Below are 23,121 nucleotides of genomic sequence, written 5' to 3'. Positions count from 1 at the left end.
ACGCCGCGCCGGACCACCGCCGGGATCGCACCGCCCGGCGGCGATCGGCCCCGCGCCTCCTCAGATCAGCCGCAGCTCGCGGGCCCGCCGCACGGCCTCCCGTCGGCGGGTCGCGTCGAGCTTGCGGTAGATGTTGCGCACGTGCGTCTTGACGGTGTTGACCGACACCGACAGTTCGCTGGCGATCTCCACGTTGGACAGGATGCTCTGCAGGTAGCGCAGGATGGTCAGCTCCCGCTCGGTCAGCGGCTCGTCCAGTGCCCGCTCCGCGCCGGCGGATCCCCGGTCGGCGGGCTCGTCGGCGCCCCGGACCAGGTCGCTCACCGTCGGCCAGTGCGCCGTGCCGGAGTCGAGGTGGGCGGCGAGCAGGTCGCGCACCGCCGGCTCCGCCCTGGTGAACACCCGCCGGTAGCCCTCCGGGCCGGCCAGGTCGAGCACCCGTTCCAGCAGCCGACCGGCGCGCCGGTCGTCGCCGCCCCGGCGGGCGAGCACCGCCTCCAGCACGCCCGAGGCGAGGCGTACCGGCAGCGGCCAGTCCCCGGCGGCCGGGGCGTCCCAGTCCGGCAGCGCGTAACCGGCCGCCCGCACGTCACCGGCGCGCAGCTCCACCCGGGCCAGGGCCAGGGCCAGCACCGGCGCCGGTTCGGGTGCCCGCGCCCGGTCGGCGAGCAGCCCGCGCGCGGTGTCCACGTCGCCCTGCTCGCTGCGCAGGTCCGCCTCCTCGGCGAGCAGCCGGTCGGCGAGATCCCCGGCGGCGGACCGGGACGCCAGCTCCTCCCGGGCCCGGGCGACCAACTGGGTCGCCGCCGCCGGCTCCGCCGCGTCGTGCAGCAACGCGCCCCGGCACAGCGCCGCCGCGGCGGCGACCGTCGCGTCCCCGCCGGCCGCGCCGGTGAGCGCCAGGTGCGCGGTGGCCTCCTCGGGCTGGTCGCGGTGCAGCGCCACCAGGGCCAGCGCCAGGTGGGCGTGGGCGCACTCGGCCCGGCTCGACCATCCCTGGCAGGACGGCATCTCCAGCGCCGCCCGGGCGGTCCGCTCCGCCGCCCGCAGCTCCCCGGCCAGTGCGTGCAGCAGCGCGCACCGCGTCGCGCAGACCAGCTCGGTGCGCGGCCGGCCGGCCCGTCGGGCGGCGTCGAGCGCCGCGCCGAAGGTCGCCGAGGCCGCCCGCAGGTCACCCTCGGCGAGGTCGACCAGGCCGAGCGCGGTGCCGGCCACCGCCCGCAGGTCGGCGTCCTCGCCGGTCCGCGGGTCGTCGGTGTCCGGGCTCTCCACCTGCGCCGGGTCGCGGGTGGCGAGCAGCCGGGCGGCGGCGTCGCGTACCTCCCGGTGGTCGCCGGCGAGCCGGGCCAGGGTGAGTTCCAGCGCGGTGGCCAGCCGGCGGAACCGGTCCCGGCGCGGCGCGGGCAGTGACCGGGCCGCCGCCACGGCCTCGCGCAGCCGGGCGGCGGCGGTCGCGCTGTCCCCCGCGTACGCGCGTTCGGCCGCGCCGGCCAGGGCCAGCTCCGGGTCCCGGCGCACCGCCTCGGCCGGCGGCGCCGGTGGCGGCGGGCCGGCGGCGGCCTCCCGGTCGTACGGGACCAGCTCCGGCCAGCCGCTGAGCAGCAGCTCGCTGGCCCGCTCCCACTCCTTTGCGGCCAGCGCGTGCCGCAACGCCTCGGCGGGCCGGTCGTGGCCGGCGTACCAGCCCGCGGCCCGCAGGTGCAGGTCACGCCGCTCGTCGTCGCCCAGCCCGTCGAGTTCCTCGCGGAGCAGGTCGGCCAGCAGCGGGTGGGCCCGGTACCAGGGCGGGTCGCTGTCGTCGCGGTGCAGGAAGCCGCCGTCGCGGGCCAGCCCGGCCAGCACCTGCCCACCGTCGCCCCGGCCGGTCAGCGCGTCGGCGAGGTCGGCGCGGACCGCCGGCGCGACCGCCGCCCGCAGCAGCAGGTCCCGCGCCGCCGGCGTCAGCCCGGACAGCACCTCCGCCCGCAGGTACGCGGCGACGTCCGGCTGGTCGCCGCCGAATCGCTCGGCCCACCGTTGCGGGTCGGGACGGTCCCGGGCCGCCAGCGCGGCGAACCGCAGTCCGGCCGGCCAGCCGCCGGTCCGCTCCCGGAGCCGGGCGACCGCCGTCGCGGGCAGCGGCGCGCCGTGCGCGACCAGCAGGTCGGCGACCTCGTCGTCGGTGAAGGCGAGTTCCTCGGGGCCGAGCTCGGTCAGCTCGCCGGCCAGCCGCAGCCGGTGCAGGGCCAGCGGCAGCTCGGTGCGGGCCCCGGCGACCAGGCGCAGCCGTCCGTCGGTGTGCCGCAGCAGGAACTCCAACCCGGTCAACGCGGCCGGGTCGGTGACCCGGTGCAGGTCGTCCAGGACCAGCAGCAGCGGCCGGTCCCGGGCGGCCAGGGCGGCGGCGAGCAGCTCCAACTGGTCGGGGCGGGGCGGGGCCACCGGTACGGCCGGTTCCTCCTCCGCCTCCCCCACCCCGCGCAGCGCCGCCGCCAGGTACGCCCAGAGCCGCTCCCCGGTGTCCCCCTCCTCCACCTGGACCCACGCCGGCCCGGGCTCGGGCGCGCCGCGCGCCCAGGTGGCGAGCAGGGTGGTCTTGCCCCAGCCGGCCGGGGCGCGGACCAGGGTGACCGGTCCGGCGGTGCCGGCGTCCAGCCGTGCGGTCAGCCGGGGCCGCAGCAGCAGCGGCTCGGGCAGCGCGGGCGGGGTCAGCCGGGAGGCGAGCAGCGGCGGCGGGCCGGCGGACGCCTCGGCGATCCCGTTGCTGCTGACCTGCGGCTTCGGCATGCACCCACCCCCGTCGACGCGTTCCTCCCCCGGTCGGCGGCGCTTACCCGGCCGGGACGGGTTCACCCCTTCGGGGGGAGCACAGCTCACCCGGGCCGGACCGACCATCGGCGTACGCGGGCGACCGGCCGCGCGTGACCGGTCGCCCGTACCGCAACCGGCCCGGAGACCGGAGGGACAGGTGGTACGGATGGGACGGCGGGTCCTCGGCGGGCTCACCCTCGCGGCGGTCGCCGGCGGGGTGGCACTTCGTGCGCTGGTCGTACCCCGGCGGGGGCGCTGGCCCCGCGCGGCCGGGGCCGACCCGCGACCCGGCCGCTGGCAGGTGGTGACGGTGGACCGCCCGCCCGCGTCGGTGCTGCCCGGCGGACGGTGGCCGGAGCCGCTGCGCCCGCTGGACGGCGCGGTGGAGCTGCGCGTGCGCCCGGCCCCCGGCGGGCGCGGCAGCGAGCTGGCCGCCCGGCCGCTCGGCGGGGTGGCGACCCTGCCCGGAATGGCGGCGCACCTGGTCGGTGACGACCCGGGCCTGTTCCTGCGGGACGTGCTGCGCCGGGTCAAGCAGCTCACCGAGACCGGCGAGGTGCTGAGCGGGGACCGCTCGGCGGTGGACCGGCCGGCGGTGCCGGGGTGAGGGCGCTCTGCTGGGAGGGCGTCGACTCGCTGGCGGTACGCCAGGTGCCCGACCCGGAGCTGCGCAACGCGCACGACATGATCGTCCGGGTCCGGCGCAGCGCCACCTGTGGGGCGGACCTGCCGCTGCTGGGCGGCCGGCTGCCCTTCGTCGCCGCCGGGGACGTGCTGGGGCACGAGTTCGTCGGCGAGGTGGCCGAGATCGGCCCGGAGGTGCGCCGGCACCGGGTCGGCGACCGGGTGGTGGTCAGCGCGGCGGTGGCCTGCGGCAGCTGCTGGTACTGCCGGCAGGGGCTGCACTCCTGCTGCGACAACTCCGGCACCGCCCCGGCCGTCACCGAGTCGGCGTGGGGTCAGCCCACCGCCGGCTGCTACGGCCAGCCCGGGGCGCTGGGCGGCTTCGCCGGCAGCCACGCCGAGTACGTCCGGGTGCCGTACGCCGACGTCGGCGCGTTCACCGTGCCCGACCCGGTCAGCGACGACCGGGCCGTCTTCGCCTCGGACGCGGCCCCGGCCGGCTGGATGGGTGCGGAGCTGGGCGAGGTGGGCCCCGGCGACGTCGTCGCGGTGTGGGGTGCGGGCGCGGTGGGCCAGTTGACCGCGCAGGCGGCGACGCTGCTCGGCGCGGACCGGGTGATCGTGATCGACCGGCATCCGGAGCGGCTGCAGATGGCCGAGCGGCACACCGGCGCGGAGACGCTCAACTACGACCTGACCGACGTCCCCGCGGAGCTGCGCGAACTCAGTGGCGGGCGCGGCCCGGACGTCTGCGTGGAGGCGGTCGGCGCGGCCGACGGCGGCGGGACGCCCGGGTCGCTGGCCGCCCGGCTCACCGGCCACCGGGGCGACGGTGAGGACCCGCTCGCGGTGCGGGAGGCGGTGCACGCCTGCCGCAAGGGCGGCACCGTCTTCGTCTCGGGCACCTTCACCGGCTTCGTCCACACCTTCCCGCTCGGCGCGGTGATGAACAAGGGGCTCACCCTGCGCAGCGCCCGCCAGCACGGGCAGCGGTGGATTCCCATGCTGCTGGACCGGATGGCCCGCGACGAGCTGCGCACGGAACACCTGGCCACCCACCGGTTCCCGCTCGAGCAGGGCCCGGCCGGGTACGCGTTGTTCCGGGACCGGGCCGACGGCTGCGTCCGGACCGTGTTCACACCGGAGGGGTGAAAAAGCCGTCCCGGATGGCAGACTCGGCGGATGCGTGACGACCGCCCGTACGACCTCGTCCTGTTCGGTGCGACCGGCTTCACCGGTGGCCTGACCGCCGAGTACCTGGCCCGGCACGCCCCCGCCGGGCTGCGCTGGGCCCTCGCCGGCCGCAACCCGGCCAAGCTGGCGGCGGTCCGCGACCGGCTGGCCGACATCGACGCGGCGCTGGCGGAGCTGCCGCTGCTCACCGCCGACGTCACCGACGCCGCCTCGCTGCGGGCGATCGCCGAGAGCGCCCGGGTGGTGGCCAGCACCGTCGGCCCGTTCGTCCACCACGGGGAGCCATTGGTGGCCGCGTGCGCCGCCGCCGGCACCGACTACCTGGACATCACCGGCGAGCCGGAGTTCGTCGACCGGATGTACGTGCGGCACCACGCCGAGGCGGTGCGCACCGGGGCGCGGCTGGTGCACGCCTGCGGCTTCGACTCGATCCCGCACGACCTGGGCGCCTGGTACACGGTGAAGCAGCTCCCGTCGGACGCGCCGATCACGGTGGACGGCTTCGTCCGGGCGGGCGCGCGGTTCTCCGCCGGCACGTACCACTCGGCGCTGACCGCGTTCTCCCGCACCGGCGAGACGAACCGGGCGGCGAAGGAGCGCAAGGCCGTCGAGCCCCGGCCCGAGGGTCGGCGGGTCCGCGCGGTGCCGGGCCGGGTGGGCCGGTCGAAGGAGATCGGCATGTGGGCGGTGCCGCTGCCCACCATCGACCCGCAGGTGGTCCGCCGGTCCGCGGCGGCCCGCCCGGAGTACGGCCCGGACTTCCGGTACCGGCACTTCGCCGCGGTGAAGCGCCTGCCCACGGTGCTGGTCAGTGGGGTCGGGTTCGCCGGCCTGATCGGGCTGGTGAAGCTGCCGCCGACCCGGCGTTGGCTGCTCGGCCGGCTCGCCTCCGGCCAGGGGCCGACCGCCGAGCAGCGGGCGAAGTCCTGGTTCCGGGTGCGCTTCCTCGGCTCCGGCGGGGGCCGGCGGGTGCTGACCGAGGTCTCCGGCGGCGACCCCGGCTACGACGAGACGGCGAAGATGCTCGCCGAGTCGGCGCTCTGCCTGGCCTGCGACGACCTGCCGGCCACCGCCGGGCAGGTCACCCCGGTGACCGCGATGGGCGACGCGCTGCTGGACCGGCTGGTCAAGGCCGGCATCACCTTCCGGGTGCTGGACGCGCCGAGGTGAGCGCCGGCCGCCCCGCCGCTTGACCCTCGACCTGGTTGAGGCGACAGGATCTCCGTCGTGGAGAACGAGCTGCGCAGCATCGGCGAGCTGGCCCGGGCCAGCGGCCTGACGGTCAGCGCCCTGCGGTTCTACGACCGCTGCGGGGTGCTGGCCCCGGCGCGGGTGGACCCGGTGACCGGCTACCGGTGGTACACCGACGAACAGGTGGCCCCGGCCCGGCTGGTCGCCGGCCTGCGCCGGGTCGGCATGCCGGTGGCGGGCATCGCCGAGGCGCTGCGCCACCGGGCCGAGCCGGCGGTGGTCGGGCGGCTGCTCGACGCGCACCTGCGCCGGCTGGAGGACGGCCTCGCCGACGCCCGCAGGGAACTCTCCCGGATCCGCGTCCTGCTCGATCCCGAGGAGACCCCGATGACCACCCGTATCGTGCTGTCCCGCGTCGACCTGGCCGCCGCCGTCGACGCCGTCCGCTTCGCCGTCGGCGCCGACCCGGAGCTGCCGGTGCTCTCCGGCGTGCTGCTCGACGTGGAGGCCGACGGCGTACGGCTGGTCGCCACCGACCGGCACCGCCTGGCGCTGGCGCGTACCCCCGGCAGGGTGGACGGCCCCGCGGTGCGCGCCCTGCTCCCGGTCGACGCGGTGGACGAGGTCCGCGCCCTGCTGGACACCGGCGCCGGGGTGACCCCCGAGGCGCACCTGACCCTGGCCGGCCCCGACGTGACGGTCTCCGTGGCGGGCCGCGCGGTCACCGCGACCGCCCTGCCGTACGACTTTCCCGACTACCGCCGGCTGCTGCACCGGGCGGCCGGCGACGCCCCCGCCCGGCGGATCCCGGTGGACGTGCCCGCCCTGCGCGCGGCGCTGCGCGACGGCGACGCGCCCACCGTCACCCGCGACCACGACGGCGTGCCGCTGGCGGTGACCGTGCTCGGCCTCGACGAGTCCGACGGGCTGCGCCTGCTCGGCCCGGACGACCTCACCGCGGACTCCGGGGAGCTGCGGGTCGGCGTGAACGGCGACTACCTTCTCGACGCGCTGGACGCCGCGGGCGGTCCGCAGCTGGTGCTGGAGTTGGACGGCCCGATCGCCCCGCTGGCCATCCGCCGCCTCGACGACGAGGACGCCTTCTCGATCCTGATGCCGATCCGACTCTGACCGAAACTCCGGCCGCACCACCGTCGGCGCGGTAGTGCCCGCCGTCGCCCCGACTGCTGCGGCGACCCGGCCCTCACGCACGGTAGCCGCCTCCCCGACCCCCACCCACCCTGCTCGCACGCTTTGCTCTGCTGCCCCGACGGCGACAGTCACGGATCGTTGCTGTTGCCTCCGCGGCAGCAGAGCAAAGCGTCGGAAGGGGGTGCCCGGCCGGACGACCGGCGTGGCGGGTCAGCGCTGGTCAGGCAGGTGCGGGCGGATCCCGGGGCGGCGGTGCGGGCGCAGCGCCTCGGCGGGCATCACCGACAGTGACGCCAGCGCCCTCGTCGGTCGCCGTGACGATGGGTGAGGAGGCGCCCGGCCACCGTGCGGGGCGAGACGGGGCGGGGTGGAGACCGCGCCGTAAGGAACGACGCCGGACCGGACCCGGCAGCGGCGGCTCGTCGGGCCGTACCGGGGGCGGGAGGGCGCGACGGTAGCATCTGGGGGTCTCACCTGACATCCCGGACGGAGGCGTACGGAGCAGCATGCTCGACATGGAGTTGATCCGGAAGGATCGCGAGGCGGTGGCGACCGCGCTGGCGAAGCGACTGGATCCCGCCGAGGTCAACCGGGTCCTGGACGAGATCCAGCGGCTCGACCAGGAACGCCGCGCGCTGATCAGCGAGATCGACGGCGAGCGGCAGCGCCGCAAGGCGGAGGCGCGGGCGTACGCGGCGGCGAAGCGTGCCGGCGCCGAGCCGGAGGTCTCCGCGCCGGAGTCCGGGCGCAAGCAGCTCGCGGAGCTGGAGTCCGAGCTGGACGAGGTGCAGGCCCGGCTGCGCGGCACGATGAGCGAGCTGCCCAACCTGCCCGCCGACGACGTGCTGCCCGGCGGCAAGGAAGCCAACCGGGTGGTGAAGACCTACGGCGCGCCGCCGGCCATCGAGAAGGTCCGCGACCACATCGAGCTGAGCCGGATGCTGGGCCTGGTCGACCACGAGCGCGGGGTCAAGCTCGGCGGTTCCGGCTTCTGGATGTACACCGGCATCGGCGCCCGGCTGGAGTGGGCGCTGATCAGCTGGTTCATCGACGAGCACGTCAAGGCCGGCTACGAGTTCCTGCTCCCGCCGCACCTGCTGCTGGACACCGCCGGCTTCGCCGCCGGCCAGTTCCCCAAGTTCTACGACGACGTCTACCACCTGGACCGGGAGTCGGCCCCGCGCGGGCAGTTCCTGCTGCCCACCTCGGAGACGGCGATCCTCGGGGCGTACCAGGACGAGATCCTGGACACCGGGAAGCTGCCGTTGAAGGCCTTCGCCTACACCCCGTGCTACCGGCGCGAGGCCGCCGGCTCGCACTCCGACGAGCGCGGCACCGTGCGGGGCCACCAGTTCAACAAGGTGGAGATCTTCCAGTTCTGCCTGCCGGAGCAGGCCGATACGGCGCTGGAGGAGATGCTCACCCACGCCGAGAGCCTGGTCGAGAAGCTGGGCCTGCACTACCAGCGCAGCCTGCTCTCGGCCGGTGACGCCAGCGCGGCGATGAAGAAGACCCTCGACATCGAGGTCTGGATGCCGAGCACCGGCAAGTACAAGGAGGTGTCGTCGGTCTCCTGGGCCGGCGACTACCAGGCCCGCCGGGCGGCCATCCGCTACCGCGAGCCGGGCGGCAAGCAGACCCGCTTCGTGCACACCCTCAACGGGTCGGCGCTGGCCACCAGCCGGCTCTTCCCGGCCATCCTGGAGCAGTTCCAGCAGCCCGACGGCTCGGTGCTGCTGCCCGAGGTGCTCCGCGACCGGCTCGGCACCGACCGGCTCACGCCGGTCCGCTGACCCCCTGAGCGTCGGCGGGGATCGGGTCTCCCGGTCCCCGCCGTCCGTCTTCCGCGACCGGCGCGGCGGCGGGCACCGACGACGCCACCCCGGGGCGGGCGCGGCGGCGGGACAGCACCGCCGCCGCGAGCAGACCGACCAGCAGCGCCGCGAGCACCGCCGGGCCGACCGCGTCCAGCGCGCTGACCAGCGCCCGCTGGACCCGCGCCGCGCCCACCACCACCGGATCACCGAACGCGTCGCGCCGGCCCTGCGCCAGCCGGACCTCGTACCAGCCGTACCAGGCGACGTAGCTCCCGGCGAGGAGCAGCACCAGCCCGCTGAGCCGGGGCACCCAGGCGCCGGCGGCGCGCAGCCGGGCCACCACCGCGCCGCGCAGGAGCGCCACGCCGAGCGCGGCCACCGTGGCCACCAGCCCCATCCCGACCGCGTACGCGACGAAGAGCGCCAGCCCGTGCAGCGTGGAGCCGGCCTGGAGGCTGGTCACCACGATCGCCAGGAACGGGGCGATGGTGCAGGTCAGCGAGGCCAGCGCGTACGCCATCCCGAACAGCGCCATGGACGCCCAGGAGCGGGTGAGCCGGGGTGCCCGGCCGACGCCCGCGCCCGGGGCGGGCAGCCGGCGGCCGGCGAGCAGCCAGCAGCCGAGGGCCAGCAGGCCCAGCCCGAGCGTCACCGTGAGCCAGGGCAGCCGGGGGCGCAGCCAACCGGCCAGCGGCGCCACGGCCAGCCCAAAGGCGCCGAACACCACGACGTACCCGCAGGTCAGGCCGGTGGCGGCGGTGAGCGCCCGGCGGACCGGACCGCGCCCGTCGCCCGCGCCGGCGACCAGCAGCGACAGGTACGCCGGCAGCATCGCGAAGCCGCACGGATTGACCGCCCCGAGCATGCCGGCGGTCAGCGCGAGCAGCAGCGGCGTCTCCATCAGCCGGCCAGCGCGGCGACCCGGCGGGTCAGGTCCTCACCGTCCAGGAAGCCCTGGTGCACGACCTTCCCGTCCCGGTCGATCACCAGGAAGGTGCTCTGCTCGACCACCTCGAAGCGGCGCCACAGCGCCCCGGCCCGGTCGTCGAGCTGCGGCGTGCCGGCCAGGTCGAACTCGGTGACGAAGTCCTTCATCGCCCGCTGCTCGCCCAGGCCGGCCACCCCGACGATCGGCACGGTGTCCCGGTACTTCGGGGCGATCTCGGCCACCGTCCACGCCTGGCTGGCGCAGGTGGCGCACCAGGGCGCCCAGAACCAGAGCACCACCGGCCGGCCGGCCAGCTCGGCCGCCGAGAACGCCGTACCGTCGAGGGTCTTCGCGGTGAAACGCAGCGTGTCCGGCACCCGGGCCGGGGCCGACGGACTCGCCGGGCCGGAGGCCACGGGCAGCGGCGACGCGGTGGCCGCCGGCACGGCGACCTCGGCGGGCGGTCCGGCCGGGTCCGGGCCGACCGCGCAGCCGCCGGCGGCGAGCAGCGCGCCGACCAGCACGACGCCGGCGGCGGCGAGCCGGCCCGCGGCGGGCGGTCGTCCACCCGGCCCGCTCCTGGGGTACGACCGCATGGCGCGTCTCCTCTCGGTGGTGCTGCTATTCGGCCCTGGCGAGGCGCAGTGCGAGCTCGGGGCAGACCTTGACCGCCTTCAGGGCGCCCTCCCGGAGCCAGGTCGGCACGGGGGTGGACGGGAAGGCGGGGTATCCGTTGGCGTCCAGCCGGATGAAGTCGGGCACGACGTGTGCGCAGAGCCCGTGCCCGTCGCAGCGGGACCAGTCGAGGGTCAGCTTCTGCGGGTTGGCGTCGGGCGCGCCGGGCAGCCCCATCACGCCCTTGACCCGCCGGCCGCAGCCGTCCCCGGTGGTGTGCAGGCGCAGATCCTCGGCGAAGACCTCCATCGCCGTGAGCGCGAACCGGGCCGTACCGTCGGGGTGGCTGCACGCCCCGCGGCCCTTGACGTCGCCGGCGGCGGCCCGGACGACCTCCACCGGCGCGCTGCCGGAGACCGCCAGGTCGACGGCGCGGGCCAGGTCGGGCAGCCCCATCTTGCAGGGTCCGCACTGGCCGGCGGACTCGCCGGCGAGGTAGCGGACCACCTGGGCGGCCTCGCCGAGCGGGCAGGTGTCGCTGCCCAGCGGCACGACGATGCCGGCGCCGAGGGTGCCGCCGACCCTGGTGAGCCCCCTGCGGGACACCTCCGCCCGGTCCGCGGCCTCCTGGGTGATCCACTTGCCGTGGTAGCCGCCCATCAGGATGCCCGGTGAGTCCGGCACCTCGCACAGGTCGAGGATCTCCCGCAGCGGGGTGCCGGCGGCGCACTCGACCACGGCCGGGCGCTTCGCCGCGCCGGTCACGGTGAGCAGCACCGTGCCCGGCTCGTCGTCGGTGCCGAGCGCCGCGTACTCGTACGGGCCGAGCCGGGCGGCGACCGCGAGCTGCGCGTACGTCTCGGCGTTGGAGAGCAGGGTGGGCAGGTTGTTCACCCCGGAGTCGCTGGAGCGCTTCTTGGTGCCGGGCGGGATGTGCGGCAGCCCGTTGATCCCGTTGACCAGCGCACCGCCCTCGCCCGAGATGAACCGGTGCGGCACGGTGACGATGCTGGTCGGCACCGGCATCCGGCGCTCCTGGAGGGCCTGGGTGATCGAGTCCCGACCCACCCCGTCGTCGGCCACCCCGAGCACGATCTCCTCGGCGTCCAGCGCGTACGCCGCCAGCGCGGCCCCGTCGAGGATCAGGTGCGGCGCCCGGGTGAGCAGGACCTTGTCCTTCCAGCTCGCCGGCTCGCCCTCGCTGGCGTTGACCACCACCACGGCGGGCAGGTCCTGCCGCTCGCAGGACTCCAGCACCGCCGTGAGCTTGCGGGCGAACGGGAAACCCGCGCCCCCCTTGCCCTTGAGCTGCATGCTCTCGGCCAGCCGGAGCAGGTTCGCCGGTTCCATCGGGCCGATCGGGCCGTGCACCTGCTCGTGCGCGACCAGGTCGAGCCGGCCGAACTCGGCGAACCCGGCGGTGAGCCGGGGCTCGCCGACGCACGCCACCGGCGGCACCTTGGTCCGCATCACTTCGCCTCACCCCGCAGCCCGGCCCAGTACGCCCCGTCCACCGCGTCCGCGTCGGCCCGCCGGCGGCGCCGGCGGCTGTCGCCGGTGGCCTTCAGGGCGCGCCGGGAGGCCAGGTCGACCAGCGTGGGGGTGTCGTCGACGGGCACCTCGTCCGCGACGTACCGGGCCGGCGGCCGCCAGTAGTCCGGCTCCTCCGGCACGTCGTCGTCGACGCTGTGCCGGCCGGCGCCGCTGCGCGGCATGGCGGAGATGGGCTCGGCCGACACCGGCAGCGAGTTCTCCCAGCGGCGCGGGCTGTCCCACGGCTCCTCGGGCTGCTCGCGGCGCCGGGGCGGAGCGGAGTAGCTCGCGGCCAGGTCCTCGTCGTCGCGGCGGGCCCGCCGGCCGGTGGAGACCGGCGCGACGTCCTCGGCGTCGAGCCGGGCCCGCCGCCCGGTGGAGACCGGGGCGACGTCCTCGTCCCGCCGGGCCCGCCGGCCGCCGGAGACCGGCGCGACGTCCTCGTCGGAGCGGGCGCGGCGACCGCCCGAGACCGGGGCGGTCTCCTCGTCGTACCGGGCCCGGCGGCCGCCGGAGACCGGGGCGACGTCCTCGTCGCGGCGGCGCGGGCGGTCGGCGTCCCGGCGGCGCTCGACGGGCGCGGAGTCCCGGCGGCGGGCCGCCGGCTCCAGGTCACGCTCCCGGCGCGGGGTCGGCACGTCCTCGACGTCGCGGCGGGACCGGCCGCCCCGGACGGGCTCGCGCAGCGTGCCGGGCTCGGGCACCACCGGCACGGTGAACCGGTCGGGGTCGCGACGCCGGGCGGTGCCGGTGGGCGTGGTCCACGACGCGGCGACGGTGGTCTCGGCCCAGCCGCCCCGGACGTCCTTCTCCTCGGCCTCGGCCCTGCGGCGGCCGAGCCCGGCGAGCAGGCTCCGGCCCTTGCCCTCGTCGGTCGCCCTGCCGGCCATCGCCTTGTTGATCGCGGCGGCCTGGTGCTGCTCCCGGCTGCGCTTGCCGAGGTGGACGGAGAGGCGCACCATCAGCGCCGCCACCACCAGCAGCACGCAGGCGAGGTAGCTCAGCGTCACCCAGGACGCCGCCGCCCGGCCGGCGTTGAGGCCGTGCAGCAGCGCGAACGGCCAGGCGACGTACGCCATGGAGTGCAGCGCGCGCCAGAACCACTTCGGACCGACGCCGGCGAAGCGGACCCGGATGATGCCGGTCCAGAGCACGCTCACCATCAGGAACGCGGCGACCGTGCCGAGCCCGACGTAGAGGCCCCGCCCGCCCACGAACGGCACCACGGCGTCGGTCGGCCCGGCCCGGCCGATGGCGACCTTGGTGATGACGTGGAAGACCAGCCCGGCCACGCCGAGCACGCCGGTGGCCCGGTGTGCGGACTGCAGCAACACCCGGTGCGGGATCTTCAGCACCAGCCGGTCCGTGGCGAGCAGCCCCAGCATCACGGTGAGGCTCAGCGCGACCAGGGCGACCACCCCGGCGAAGAACTCGGTGAAGAAGAAGCCGTACGAGTACATCGACCCGCCGGCGCCGCTGAGCTCCACACCGGCCCACATCAGGGCGAGCGCGGATCCGATCAGCAGTGCCATCGCGGGCTTCGACGTGGTCCGGACACCACGGCTGCTGGTGGTGGTCCGGACGGTCGTCACCTTCTGGTTCTGCTTTGCCCGGGCCATCTGCTCCTCGATCGCGACTCACGGCGGCACCACCACCGGCCGACCTGCTCCGTCATCCAGTACGGACGTCCGGCCCGTACGGATCAGTGCGGGTGGGGAATTTCTCGGGCGATCCGTCGAACCGTCCCGGCCCGCGGCGCGTGTAGCGCCCAGCGCAACGGCGCATCTCCATCCATTGACAGTTGTTGCAACACGCTTGTAACCTTTCCGAAAATTTTCAGCCTGGCTGCAAGAAGCCGTCAGGCGAACTCCTCCCCCGCGTCGCCACCACCCCCGACCCCCAGGGAGTACCGATGCATCGACGTCGATGCCGCTCGGCGATCCTCGCCCTCGGCGTGCTCGCCAGCCTGCTCGTCCCCACCACCGTGGCGGCTCCCCCGGCCGCCGCGGCGCCCTCCGGCGCCAGGAACGTCATCGTCCAACTCTTCGAGTGGAACTGGCCGTCGGTGGCCAGCGAGTGCACGAACGTGCTGGGCCCCAAGGGCTACGGCTACGTCCAGGTCTCGCCGCCCCAGGAACACGTCCGCGGCAACCAGTGGTGGCTGGCGTACCAGCCGGTCAGCTACCGGATCGAGTCGCGCAAGGGCACCCGGGCGCAGTTCCAGTCGATGGTGAACACCTGCCACGCCGCCGGCGTGAAGGTCATCGTCGACGCGGTGATCAATCACATGTCCGGCCAGGACACCCCCGGCACCGGCTGGGCCGGCTCGTCCTACAGCCACTACGACTACCCGGGCATCTACCAGACGCAGGACTTCCACCACTGCGGCCGCAACGGCGGCGACGACATCGCCAACTACAACGACCGGTACGAGGTGCAGAACTGCGAGCTGGTCAACCTCTCCGACCTGAAGACCGAGTCCGACTACGTCCGGTCGAAGATCGCGGCGTACCTGAACGACCTGCTCGCCCTCGGGGTGGACGGCTTCCGGCTGGACGCCAGCAAGCACATGCCGGCCGGCGACATCGCCGCCATCAAGGGCAAGCTGTCCCGCTCGGCGTACCTCGTGCAGGAGGTCATCTACGGCGCCGGTGAGCCGATCGGCCCGGGCGAGTACACCGGCAACGGCGACGTGCACGAGTTCCGGTACGGCAAGGACCTGGCCCGGATGTTCAACAACGAGCGGCTGGCGTACCTGCGCAACTTCGGCGAGGCGTGGGGCTACCTGCCCAGCGGCTCGGCGGAGGTGTTCGTCGACAACCACGACACCCAGCGCGACGGCAACGTGCTGACCTACCGCAACGGCGCCGCCTACGCCCTGGCCAACGCCTTCATGCTGGCCTGGCCGTACGGGGCACCGACCGTGATGTCCAGCTACACCTTCAGCTCCCGCGACCAGGGTCCGCCCTCGGACGCCAACAACAAGACCTTGAACACCACCTGCTACTCCGGCTGGGAGTGCGAGCACCGCTGGCGGGTCGTCGCCAACATGGTCGGCTTCCACAACGCCACCCAGGGCGCCGCGGTCGCCAACTGGTACGACAACGGCTACCAGCACATCGCCTTCAGCCGCGCCGGCAAGGGCTACCTGACCATCAACGACGAGGGCTCGGCGATCACCGGCCGGTCCTACTACGCCGGGCTGCCCGCCGGCCGGTACTGCGACGTGATCCACGGTGACCACGCCAACGGCTCCTGCTCCGGGCCGGTGATCACGGTGGACGCCAACGGCTGGTTCGCGGCGAACATCCCGGCCCACGACGCGGTCGCCATCCACGTCGGCGCCAAGCTGTCCTGACTGTTCCGGCAGGCTCCCGTCCGGCGCAGTTCCGCCGGGCGGGAGCCTGCCGGCTTTATGTCCCTTAGAGTAGTTCTGTGTTCTTTGAGCGATTGACGTCCCGCTTCGGCATCGCGTGGCTGACCGCCGCGTTCGGCGTACCGGCGGTGCTCGCACTCGCGCTGCTGGTCAACTCCGCGCTGCGGCACGACCAGACGTCCGCGCCGCCGGCCCGCGTCGCACCGGCCGCCCCGACCGCCGAGCCGACCGCGGAGCCGACGGTCGAGCCGACCCCCGAGGAGTCGGTGCCGGCGGCGGCACCCGCCCCGGCCGGCCTGCCGGTGGTCGACTACGACCCGGCGCCCACCGGCTTCCCCGCCGACCCCCGCCCGCAGGACACCACCCCACTGACCGAGGGGCTGTCGCCGACGCGGCGGATCGCCGCGTACGACGCCCCGGGCGGACGCCCGCTGGCCCTGCTCGCCCCGACCATCAGCGGCGTGGAGGTGACGATGCCGGTGGTGGAGCACCGCACGGGCTGGACGGCGGTGCTGCTGCCGTCGGCGAACCGGCGGATCGCCTGGCTGCCGGCGGGCGGCTGGAGCACCGTCGCGCTGCGCGACCAGCTCGTGGTGGAGCGCCGGTCGCACCGGCTGACCTGGTACCGGGACGGCCGGGCCACCCACTCCTGGCCGGTCAGCCTCGGGATGCCGGGCCAGTCCACCCCGCTCGGTCGGACCTTCGTCCTCGGCCGCACCCCGCCCCCCGAGGCGGTCTACGGCGGCGTCGACATCTTCGCCCTCGGCGCGATACCCGACGACCCGGAGGCGGTGCCGACCGGGCTGCGGGGCGCGCACATCGGCCTGCACAGCTGGTACAACGACGACACGCTCGGCAAGAACGTCACCAACGGCTGCATCCGGCTGACCCGCAGCGCCCAGCGGCAACTGCTCGCCGAGGTGCCCCCCGGGACACCGCTGGTGGTGATCGAGCGACTCGCCACCCCGCCGCCCACCGCCTGACCCCGTCCCGGGCGACGGAACGACCGCCCGACGGCGCGCGTCCGACCCGCACGGACCTGCCAGAAGTCCCGCCGCCCCTCGGCGTCCGGAACCAACGTCGCGACCCGGACAGGACAAATGTCGGCCCCCGCCGGTTCCGGTGCCGTCCGGTGGGTATGCCGCCGGGTCCGCGCACACCGGGGAGGTACGCCAATGGGCACCGCGCCGACGGGACGGGTCGACACGATCGTGCTGATCCACGGTCTGTGGATGACGCCACGCAGTTGGGAGCACTGGGCGCGCCGCTACCGGGCCTTCGGCTTCCAGGTGCTCACCCCCGCCTGGCCGGGGATGGATGCGGAGGTCCAGGCGCTGCGGGACGATCCCGCCCCGATCGCCGGGCTGACCCTGGGGCAGGTCATCGACCACTACGCGGCGCTCGTCCGGGAGCTGCCGAACCCGCCGCTGCTCATGGGGCACTCCTTCGGCGGGCTGGTCGCCCAGGTGCTGCTCGACAAGGGGCTCGGCGCGGCCACCGTGGCTATCGCCCCGGCGGCGCCCAGGGGCGTGGTCCGGCTGCCGGTGAGCACCCTCCGGTCGGCGTACCCGGTGCTGCGCAGCCCCGGCAACCGGCACCGCGCCGTACCGATCACGCCCGACGAGTTCCGGTACGCCTTCGGCAACACCCTCACCCGCGAGGAGTCCGACCGGGCCTGGCAGCGATACGCCGTGCCGGCGGCCGGGCACGTGCTCTTCGAGGGGGCGTTCGCCAACCTGGACGCCCGCTCGGCGGCGACGGTGGACAACGGGCGCGACGACCGGGCGCCGCTGCTACTGGTCGCCGGCGGCGCGGACCACGTGTCGCCGCCGGCCCTGGTCAAGTCGAACGCCAACCTGTACCGCAGGTCCCGGGCGGTCACCGACTACCAGGAGTTCCCTGGGCGGTCGCACTTCACAGTGGGCGAGCGGGGCTGGGAGAAGGTGGCCGACCGCGCGCTGGACTGGGCGGTGGAGATGGCCACCACCCGTTCACCGGCGATCGTCGGCGAGGCGCCCCGGTGGTGACGCCCGCCCCTGGCATGGGACGGCGTCGGCCGGGTATGACCCGGGCATGAGGGCGAGTTTCCGGCTTGGCCGGATCGCGGGGGTACCCGTCGGGGTCAACTGGAGCGTCCTGGTCATCTTCCTGCTGATCGCCTGGGGGCTGTCGGCCAACCAGTTCCCCGAGGCGTATCCGGGCCGCTCCACGGCCGCGTACGTGCTGGCCGGACTGGCCGCCGCGGTGGTCTTCTTCCTCGGCCTGCTCGCCCACGAGGTCTCCCACGCGGTCGTCGCCAAACGCAACGGCCTGCACGTCGAGGGGATCACGCTGTGGCTCTTCGGCGGCGTGGCGGAGCTGCGCGGCGAGGCGAAGGGCCCGGGCGCGGAGCTGCGCATCGCCGGGGTGGGGCCGCTGGTGAGCCTGCTGATCGGGCTCTTCTTCGGCGCCATCGCCGTGGTGCTCGCGCTGGCCGGGCAGACCGGCCTGCTGCTGGGCTCGCTGGCCTGGCTGGCCGGCATCAACGTGCTGCTGGCGATCTTCAACGTGCTGCCGGCCGCGCCGCTGGACGGCGGCCGGCTGCTGCGCGCCGCGGTGTGGAAGGCCACCGGCGACCGGACGAAGGCCTCCGTGGTGGCCGCCCGGGCCGGCTGGGTCCTCGGCGCGCTGCTGATCGGGCTGGGGCTGGTGCAGTTCCTGACCGGCTTCGGCGTGGGCGGGCTCTGGCTGGCGCTGATCGGCTGGTTCCTGATCGGCGCGGCCGGCGTGGAGGAACGCCAGGCCCGGATGGGCAGTGCGCTGCACGGGGTACGGGTCGGCGACGTGATGACCCCGCAGCCGCAGACCGCGTCGGCGGAGATGACGGTGGCCGACTTCGTCGACCATTACCTGTTCGCGTACCGGCACACGGCGCTGCCGCTGACCGAGGAGGGCCGGCCGGTCGGCCTGGTCACCCTCGACCGGGTACGCGGCATCCCGGCCGACCGCCGGGGCACCACCACCCTGGCCGAAGTCTCCTGCCGGGCCGAGGACCTGGTGCTCGCTCGGCCGGAGGAGCAGCTCAACGACCTGCTCCCCCGGCTCAGCGAATGCGCCGACGGCCGGGCGCTGGTGGTCACCGACCAGCGGCTGGTCGGCATCGTCTCGCCCAGCGACATCAGCCGCGCGGTGCAGCGCGGCAGCGTGCGCAACCAGTTGGCCGGCAGCCGGCACTAGGCCGTTGAGTCCCCGCCGTGAGTCGGGCGGGTCGGGGTGACCCCGTACACCCGCAGGACGCTCGCCCGCAGCGCGGCCTCGGCGTCGACGGCGGACATCCGGCCGGCGGCGACCTCGTTCCCAGCGGTGTGCCCGAGGGCGACGGTGGCCGCGATCAGCCAGGCCGGCGTGACGCCCGGGTCGAACTCTCCGGCGCGCTGCCCGCGCCGGATCAGCCGTTCCAGCCGCTCGAACACCGGCACGTGCAACTCTGCCGCGTCGGCCTCCGGGACGGTGATCAGCAGCGGAAAATGCGCGAAGGTACGCCAGTTGACGTCCAGCAGCCGCAGCAGCGCCTCGGCGGCCGGGCCCTGGTCGAGCTGGGCGGCGTCCAGCGCCGCCACGGCCTGCGCGGTGAGCCGCCGTGCCACGGCGCCGAGCAGCGCGTCGCGGGACGGGAAATGGGCGTAGACGGTCTGCCGGGAGACCCCGGCCCCGCTCGCCACCTCGTCCATGCTGGCCTGCGGCCGTTCGCCGAGGATGCGCACCGCCGCATCGAGGATCGCGGCGACGCTACGCCGCCCTTCGGCACGCATCCGTCGCGACCGCTCACCGGCATCCACCTCTGACACGCTTGTCAACGCTACACGCAACCCTTAGCCTTTACGGCATCGTCAAGGCTAAGGGGGCGACATGACAGCGCTGCCCGGCAGCGACCTCGCCGGCTACCTACGGTCCTATGTGCAGGAGATGGCCTTCGGTCAGGAAGAGCCCGCAGTCGTACTGGACCGCTACCACACCCCGGAGGTCGTCTGGCTCAACGACGGCCTGCACCTCGACCGGCAACGGCTGATCGACCACGCCCGGCCGGCCCGCCGCACCGTGACCGAGTGCCGGCTCGACATCCACGACACACTCGCCTGCGGTGACCGGGTCGCGGCCCGCTACACCCTGCACGCCGTCACGCGCGGTCGTCCGGTGGTGAGCGACATCCACCTCTTCGGCCGGCTCGCGCCCGACGGCCGGCTGTACCGCGTCGACCAGCTCACCCGGACCCTCCCGCCCGGGCAGACGTGGTGAACGACCACCCACGGCTGATTCCCACCGTACGCACGCTCTCGCTGCTCTTCACCGGCCTGCTCGCCGGGGCCTTCGGCTACGGCGCGGTCAACGTCGCGCAGACCTTCAAGGCCGTACCGCTGGACGTCCGGCTCACCTTCCACACCGCGCTGATGAAGATGAACGGCCCGGTCATGCAGACCACCATGGGCCTGGCGATGGTCAGCTCGCTGGCACTGGCCGTACTGCTGTGCGGCGCCGCCCGACGACTGGCCGCCGTCGCGTCCGCGCTGGTGGCGACCTCGTTCCTGGTCACCCGGTTCGGCAACGTGCCGATCAACGGCCGGATCAAGGTGTGGGCGGTCACCGCGGCCCCGCCCGACCACGCGGCGATCCTGCGCCGCTGGGAGCTGTTCAACGACGTGCGGACCGTCGCCGCCCTGGTGGCGTTCCTGCTGCTGCTCACCCTGGTGACCCCGCTGGTGCGGCCGTCACGGTGAGAACCCACCGCGCTGCCGGCCACGCCGGCAGCGCGGTGCGGGTGCACCCGTCCGACTACGACGCCGTGGTCGCCACGGCCCGCTCCACCGGGATCCACAGCTCGGCGTCCACCTGCGTGCCGTCCGCCGAGATCCGGTTCCGGGAGATCTCCGGCCCGGGCCGGCTGCGGTAGGCGTTGGACGGGAACCACTGGGTGAACACGTCCCGCCACAACTCCTGCACCGCGGCCGGGAACTCGCCGGAGGTCTCGAAGACCGCCCACGTCCCCGCCGGCACGGTCGTCAAGTCCAGGTCGGCCGGGGCGTCCGCGCCGGTGACCACCCCGTGCCAGTAGTCCAGCTCGCTGCCCTCGGCCCGGTCGTCGGCCACCTTGTCGCTGACGTTGACGATCCCGGCCGGCTCCTGGTCGGACAGGGCGGCGATCCGGGCGACCGTCTCCTTCGGGATGCCCCGGATGAACTCCACGATCGCCGGGTTCATCCCCTGGTGCACCAGGGGCACCCGGGCCCGCCGGCCCACCAGCCGGAACTCCGGCTTCTCCACCACGCGGTAGCGCATGCTGCCACTCCCTTCGACGACGAGGCGGAAGGACAACCGCTGCTGGGAGCGGAGCGCCGCGCCGGTCCGCCGGGCCTCGCCGGGCCCGACCCCGTGCAGCGCGCGGAACGCCCGGGTGAACGCCTCGGTCGAGCCGTACCCGTGCCGGACCGCGATGTCGAGCAGCGTCCGCTCGCCGGCCGTCACCTCGGCCGCGGCCACCGTGAGCCGGCGGCGGCGGACGTACTCGGACAGCGGCATCCCGGCCAGCGCGGAGAACATCCGCCGGAAGTGGTACTCCGACGTGAGGGCGATCCGCGCCAGCTCGGCGACCTCGATCCGCTGGTCGAGGTGCCGCTCGATGTGGGCCATGGCCTCGTTCAGCCGCTCCAGCACCTGGTCTCCTTCCCGTTGCCCCGATGCTAGGCGGCCGGCGGGCGACGGCACCCGACATCCGGTGCCCGCTCCGGTCGGGTCCGCTCGACCTCGACCGGGCGTCCCGGCCCGGCAGCGGCACCCCCGCACCGGGTCGACGCCGGTCGCCCCGCCGGCCCGTCAGCGCGGGAAGTAGCGGTCGAGCAGGTCGGTGCGGAACTTTCCGGTCGGGTCCAGCTCGGCCAGCAGGGCGGCGAAGTCGGCTTACCGGCCGAAGGCGGCGGCCACCGAGGACCGGTCCAGCGTGAAGACCTTGCCCCAGTGTGGGCGGGGCGCGAAGGGGGCCAGCCGCTGTTCCACCTCGGCCAGCACCGGCAGCACCGCGGCCGCGTCGTCGACCCAGGTGAAGTGGATCGCCAGGCTGTCGCGCCCCTGGTTGGGGCTGAGCCAGAGGTCGTCGGCGGCGATCGTGCGCAGTTCGGAGATCTGGAGCACGGCGGCGATCCGGTCCCGCATCCCGTCCAGCGCGGCCAGCGCGCCGGCCGCCGCCGCGCGGGGCAGGTGGTACTCGGACTGGAGTTCGTCGCCGCTGCTCGGGGTGAAGCCGAGCCGGAAGTGCGGCAGCCGCTCGTGCCACGGGCCGGGCTCGCCCAACTGGGCGGTGCAGTGCACCGGGTCCAGGCCGGGCACCGGGTGCAACGGGGCCTCGGCGGCGGTGGTGCCGAGCCAGTCCGCCGGGGGCGGCGGCTGGTCGGCGAGCTGCTTGCACCAGACCTGGTCGACGGTCGACGACCGCCAGGTGGTGAACCCGCTGACGCTGTACGCCGAGGCGAATGCCGCGTCGAGCCGGTCGGCGGGCAGGTCGCGGCGGACGTACTGGCAGAGCGCGAAGGTCGGCACCACGTCCAGGGTGACCCGGGTGACGACGCCGAGCGCGCCGAGCGACACCACCATGCCGGCGAACCGGTCGCCGTCGGCCCGGCTCACGGTGAGCAGGTCACCGTCGGCGGTGACCAGTTCCAGCGCGGTGACGGCGGCGGCCAGGTTGCGGTTCCCGTCGCCGGAGCCGTGGGTGCCGGTCGCCACCGACCCCGCCACCGAGATGTGCGGCAGGGAGGCGAGGTTGGCCACGGCCAGCCCCTCGGCGTGCAGCCGGGTCGCCAGGTCCCCGTACCGCAGGGCGGCGGCGACGGTGACCGTCCCGCGTTCCCGGTCCACCTCGACGGTGGGCGGCAGCCCGGCGAGGGAGACCAGGTCGCCGGTGGTGTCACCGAGCCGGTTGAAGGAGTGCCCGGTGCCGACCGCCCGGATCCGGTCGCTGCCGGCCACCAGCCGACGCAGCCCGTCCACGGTGGACGGTCGGTGGAAGCGGCGGGCGGCGTACGCGACGTTGCCGGCCCAGTTGCGGCGCGCGACGTCGGTCACGAGGGCTCCCGTTCGGCGGGCTCGTCGGCCAGCGCCGCGCCGAGGGCGTCCAGCGCCTCGTCCACCTGGAGGGTGCTGTAGCCGCGCAGGTCGACCGGCAGGCCGGCCCGCCGGGCCTGGTCGATCTCGGCCCGGGCCGTGCGGCGCCGGGTCGGGTCGCCCGAGGCGAGGGCCTCCTGCCCGCCCCGGATCAGCGCGTCGACCACGTCGACCCGGTAGCCGCGCAGGCCGACGGCGAAGTCCGGGTCGGCGAAGGCGGCCCGGCGCAGCGCGCGGGCGTCGAGGAAGCGCTCGCCGGCGTACCGGGCGAGGGTCGCCGCGATCTCCCCCGGCGACTCCCGGATCCCGGCCAGGTCGAGCAGCTCGACCGCCGGACGCTCGTCGAGCGGGTGCCGGGCGTCCAGCGGGCCGATTCCGGCGCCGGTGGCCGGCACGGCGAGCAGGCGCGGCGCGGCCGGTACGCCGGAGCGGGGCGCCGGCTGGTCGAGCACCACCGCGGCCAGCTCCGGCCAGCGGATCGTCCGGCGCAGGCCCGGCCGCCGGACGGTCAGGCCGTCGGCGTCGACGACGAACCGGAACGGCCGCAGCGCGCCGACGAGCACCGCCACCCCGAGCGCGATCCCGCCGAGGGCCACCAGGGTCCGCAGCAGCCCACCGCCGTCACCGAGCGTCAGCAGGACGATCCCGGCCAGGATGCAGATCGCCGGCAGCAGCAGCCGGCCCGGCCTGCGGTGCAGTTCCACGTCGTACCCCCGTCCGCGATCGTGTCGGAGTGCATCATCCGGCACGCTTGTCGACGGCGTCCATGG

19 protein-coding genes and 1 pseudogene are annotated in these 23,121 nt (G+C 75.2%); 11 read left to right on the top strand and 9 right to left on the bottom strand.

The window, feature by feature from the left end:
- Positions 1–60 precede the first annotated feature (60 nt).
- Positions 61–2,832, bottom strand: a complete 2,772-nt coding sequence (locus tag ACTMS9_RS07545; RefSeq protein WP_441164712.1) for a LuxR C-terminal-related transcriptional regulator — start codon at positions 2,830–2,832, stop codon at positions 61–63.
- A 124-nt stretch (positions 2,833–2,956) separates the two neighbouring features.
- Between ACTMS9_RS07545 and ACTMS9_RS07540 the strand changes: the two genes are divergently transcribed.
- The 5 genes from ACTMS9_RS07540 to serS all read left to right on the top strand — a co-directional run bounded on the left by ACTMS9_RS07540 (position 2,957) and on the right by serS (position 8,744).
- Complete coding sequence (locus ACTMS9_RS07540; RefSeq protein ID WP_441164546.1) at positions 2,957–3,397, top strand: hypothetical protein; 441 nt, start codon at positions 2,957–2,959, stop codon at positions 3,395–3,397.
- On the top strand, positions 3,394–4,566 hold the full coding sequence (locus ACTMS9_RS07535; protein ID WP_441164545.1) for a zinc-dependent alcohol dehydrogenase: 1,173 nt from the start codon (positions 3,394–3,396) through the stop codon (positions 4,564–4,566). The genes ACTMS9_RS07540 and ACTMS9_RS07535 overlap by 4 nt, the downstream gene beginning before the upstream one ends.
- 30 nt (positions 4,567–4,596) lie before the next feature.
- The gene (locus ACTMS9_RS07530; RefSeq protein WP_441164544.1) at positions 4,597–5,778 is read left to right on the top strand and encodes a saccharopine dehydrogenase family protein; all 1,182 of its coding nucleotides are present in this window, start codon (positions 4,597–4,599) and stop codon (positions 5,776–5,778) included.
- A 69-nt stretch (positions 5,779–5,847) separates the two neighbouring features.
- Positions 5,848–6,930: a MerR family transcriptional regulator gene (locus ACTMS9_RS07525; RefSeq protein ID WP_441164711.1), complete on the top strand. Its 1,083-nt coding sequence runs from the start codon at positions 5,848–5,850 to the stop codon at positions 6,928–6,930.
- 527 nt (positions 6,931–7,457) lie between these two features.
- Complete coding sequence (serS, locus tag ACTMS9_RS07520; protein ID WP_441164543.1) at positions 7,458–8,744, top strand: serine--tRNA ligase; 1,287 nt, start codon at positions 7,458–7,460, stop codon at positions 8,742–8,744.
- Here serS and ACTMS9_RS07515 read toward each other — a convergent pair.
- Genes ACTMS9_RS07515 through ACTMS9_RS07500 form a run of 4 tightly spaced genes read right to left on the bottom strand, consistent with a single transcriptional unit; the run spans position 8,728 to position 13,463 of the window.
- The gene (locus ACTMS9_RS07515) at positions 8,728–9,669 is read right to left on the bottom strand and encodes a cytochrome c biogenesis CcdA family protein (protein WP_441164542.1); all 942 of its coding nucleotides are present in this window, start codon (positions 9,667–9,669) and stop codon (positions 8,728–8,730) included. The genes serS and ACTMS9_RS07515 overlap by 17 nt on opposite strands.
- Positions 9,669–10,292, bottom strand: coding sequence for a redoxin domain-containing protein (locus tag ACTMS9_RS07510; protein ID WP_441164541.1), 624 nt, complete (start codon positions 10,290–10,292; stop codon positions 9,669–9,671). The genes ACTMS9_RS07515 and ACTMS9_RS07510 overlap by 1 nt, the downstream gene beginning before the upstream one ends.
- Before the next feature lie 25 nt (positions 10,293–10,317).
- Positions 10,318–11,784: an NADH-ubiquinone oxidoreductase-F iron-sulfur binding region domain-containing protein gene (locus ACTMS9_RS07505; RefSeq protein WP_441164540.1), complete on the bottom strand. Its 1,467-nt coding sequence runs from the start codon at positions 11,782–11,784 to the stop codon at positions 10,318–10,320.
- Positions 11,781–13,463, bottom strand: a complete 1,683-nt coding sequence (locus ACTMS9_RS07500) for a hypothetical protein (protein WP_441145644.1) — start codon at positions 13,461–13,463, stop codon at positions 11,781–11,783. Before ACTMS9_RS07500 ends, ACTMS9_RS07505 begins: the two co-directional genes overlap by 4 nt.
- Positions 13,464–13,756: 293 nt before the next feature.
- Between ACTMS9_RS07500 and ACTMS9_RS07495 the strand changes: the two genes are divergently transcribed.
- The 4 genes from ACTMS9_RS07495 to ACTMS9_RS07480 all read left to right on the top strand — a co-directional run bounded on the left by ACTMS9_RS07495 (position 13,757) and on the right by ACTMS9_RS07480 (position 18,436).
- Positions 13,757–15,202, top strand: coding sequence for an alpha-amylase (locus ACTMS9_RS07495; RefSeq protein WP_441145646.1), 1,446 nt, complete (start codon positions 13,757–13,759; stop codon positions 15,200–15,202).
- Positions 15,203–15,279: 77 nt separating this feature from the next.
- Positions 15,280–16,203 carry a L,D-transpeptidase gene (locus ACTMS9_RS07490; protein ID WP_441164539.1) on the top strand — a complete coding sequence of 308 codons (924 nt, stop codon included), beginning with the start codon at positions 15,280–15,282 and terminating at the stop codon, positions 16,201–16,203.
- 192 nt (positions 16,204–16,395) lie between these two features.
- Positions 16,396–17,247, top strand: a complete 852-nt coding sequence (locus ACTMS9_RS07485; RefSeq protein ID WP_441164538.1) for an alpha/beta hydrolase — start codon at positions 16,396–16,398, stop codon at positions 17,245–17,247.
- A gap of 46 nt (positions 17,248–17,293) precedes the next feature.
- A complete protein-coding gene (locus tag ACTMS9_RS07480) occupies positions 17,294–18,436 on the top strand; it encodes a site-2 protease family protein (protein ID WP_441145652.1) in 1,143 nt (380 codons plus the stop codon).
- Here the strand turns inward: ACTMS9_RS07480 and ACTMS9_RS07475 are convergent.
- Positions 18,433–19,047, bottom strand: a complete 615-nt coding sequence (locus tag ACTMS9_RS07475; protein WP_441164537.1) for a TetR/AcrR family transcriptional regulator — start codon at positions 19,045–19,047, stop codon at positions 18,433–18,435. The genes ACTMS9_RS07480 and ACTMS9_RS07475 overlap by 4 nt on opposite strands.
- A 61-nt stretch (positions 19,048–19,108) precedes the next feature.
- Here ACTMS9_RS07475 and ACTMS9_RS07470 point away from each other — a divergent pair, with 61 nt between their 5' ends.
- Together ACTMS9_RS07470 and ACTMS9_RS07465 are read left to right on the top strand one after the other, a co-directional pair.
- The gene (locus ACTMS9_RS07470) at positions 19,109–19,495 is read left to right on the top strand and encodes a nuclear transport factor 2 family protein (protein ID WP_441164536.1); all 387 of its coding nucleotides are present in this window, start codon (positions 19,109–19,111) and stop codon (positions 19,493–19,495) included.
- Entirely contained in the window at positions 19,492–19,974 is a 483-nt protein-coding gene (locus tag ACTMS9_RS07465; protein WP_441145656.1) for an anthrone oxygenase family protein, read from the top strand. Before ACTMS9_RS07470 ends, ACTMS9_RS07465 begins: the two co-directional genes overlap by 4 nt.
- Before the next feature lie 55 nt (positions 19,975–20,029).
- Here the strand turns inward: ACTMS9_RS07465 and ACTMS9_RS07460 are convergent, their stop codons facing one another.
- From ACTMS9_RS07460 to ACTMS9_RS07450, 3 genes and pseudogenes are all read right to left on the bottom strand, one after another.
- Positions 20,030–20,908: an AraC family transcriptional regulator gene (locus tag ACTMS9_RS07460; protein ID WP_441164535.1), complete on the bottom strand. Its 879-nt coding sequence runs from the start codon at positions 20,906–20,908 to the stop codon at positions 20,030–20,032.
- Between the two features lie 159 nt (positions 20,909–21,067).
- Positions 21,068–22,312: pseudogene (locus ACTMS9_RS07455) on the bottom strand (FAD-binding protein).
- On the bottom strand, positions 22,309–23,055 hold the full coding sequence (locus ACTMS9_RS07450; protein ID WP_441145660.1) for a hypothetical protein: 747 nt from the start codon (positions 23,053–23,055) through the stop codon (positions 22,309–22,311). The pseudogene ACTMS9_RS07455 and the gene ACTMS9_RS07450 overlap by 4 nt, the downstream one beginning before the upstream one ends.
- Positions 23,056–23,121 lie beyond the last annotated feature (66 nt).

This window comes from Micromonospora sp. L31 (assembly GCF_052068075.1).
Taxonomy (GTDB): Bacteria; Actinomycetota; Actinomycetes; order Mycobacteriales; family Micromonosporaceae; genus Micromonospora; species Micromonospora purpureochromogenes.
This window is presented reverse-complemented; position numbering and strand designations above follow the sequence as displayed.

What these genes read in the sequence shown, in the direction of transcription:
- ACTMS9_RS07480 (WP_441145652.1), top strand. Translation starts at nt 17,294, where the DNA reads ATGAGGGCGAGTTTCCGGCTTGGCCGGATCGCGGGGGTACCCGTCGGG.
- ACTMS9_RS07500 (WP_441145644.1), bottom strand. Translation starts at nt 13,463, where the DNA reads ATGGCCCGGGCAAAGCAGAACCAGAAGGTGACGACCGTCCGGACCACC.
- ACTMS9_RS07470 (WP_441164536.1), top strand. Translation starts at nt 19,109, where the DNA reads ATGACAGCGCTGCCCGGCAGCGACCTCGCCGGCTACCTACGGTCCTAT.
- ACTMS9_RS07485 (WP_441164538.1), top strand. Translation starts at nt 16,396, where the DNA reads ATGGGCACCGCGCCGACGGGACGGGTCGACACGATCGTGCTGATCCAC.
- ACTMS9_RS07510 (WP_441164541.1), bottom strand. Translation starts at nt 10,292, where the DNA reads ATGCGGTCGTACCCCAGGAGCGGGCCGGGTGGACGACCGCCCGCCGCG.
- ACTMS9_RS07530 (WP_441164544.1), top strand. Translation starts at nt 4,597, where the DNA reads ATGCGTGACGACCGCCCGTACGACCTCGTCCTGTTCGGTGCGACCGGC.
- ACTMS9_RS07515 (WP_441164542.1), bottom strand. Translation starts at nt 9,669, where the DNA reads ATGGAGACGCCGCTGCTGCTCGCGCTGACCGCCGGCATGCTCGGGGCG.
- ACTMS9_RS07540 (WP_441164546.1), top strand. Translation starts at nt 2,957, where the DNA reads ATGGGACGGCGGGTCCTCGGCGGGCTCACCCTCGCGGCGGTCGCCGGC.
- serS (WP_441164543.1), top strand. Translation starts at nt 7,458, where the DNA reads ATGCTCGACATGGAGTTGATCCGGAAGGATCGCGAGGCGGTGGCGACC.
- ACTMS9_RS07495 (WP_441145646.1), top strand. Translation starts at nt 13,757, where the DNA reads ATGCATCGACGTCGATGCCGCTCGGCGATCCTCGCCCTCGGCGTGCTC.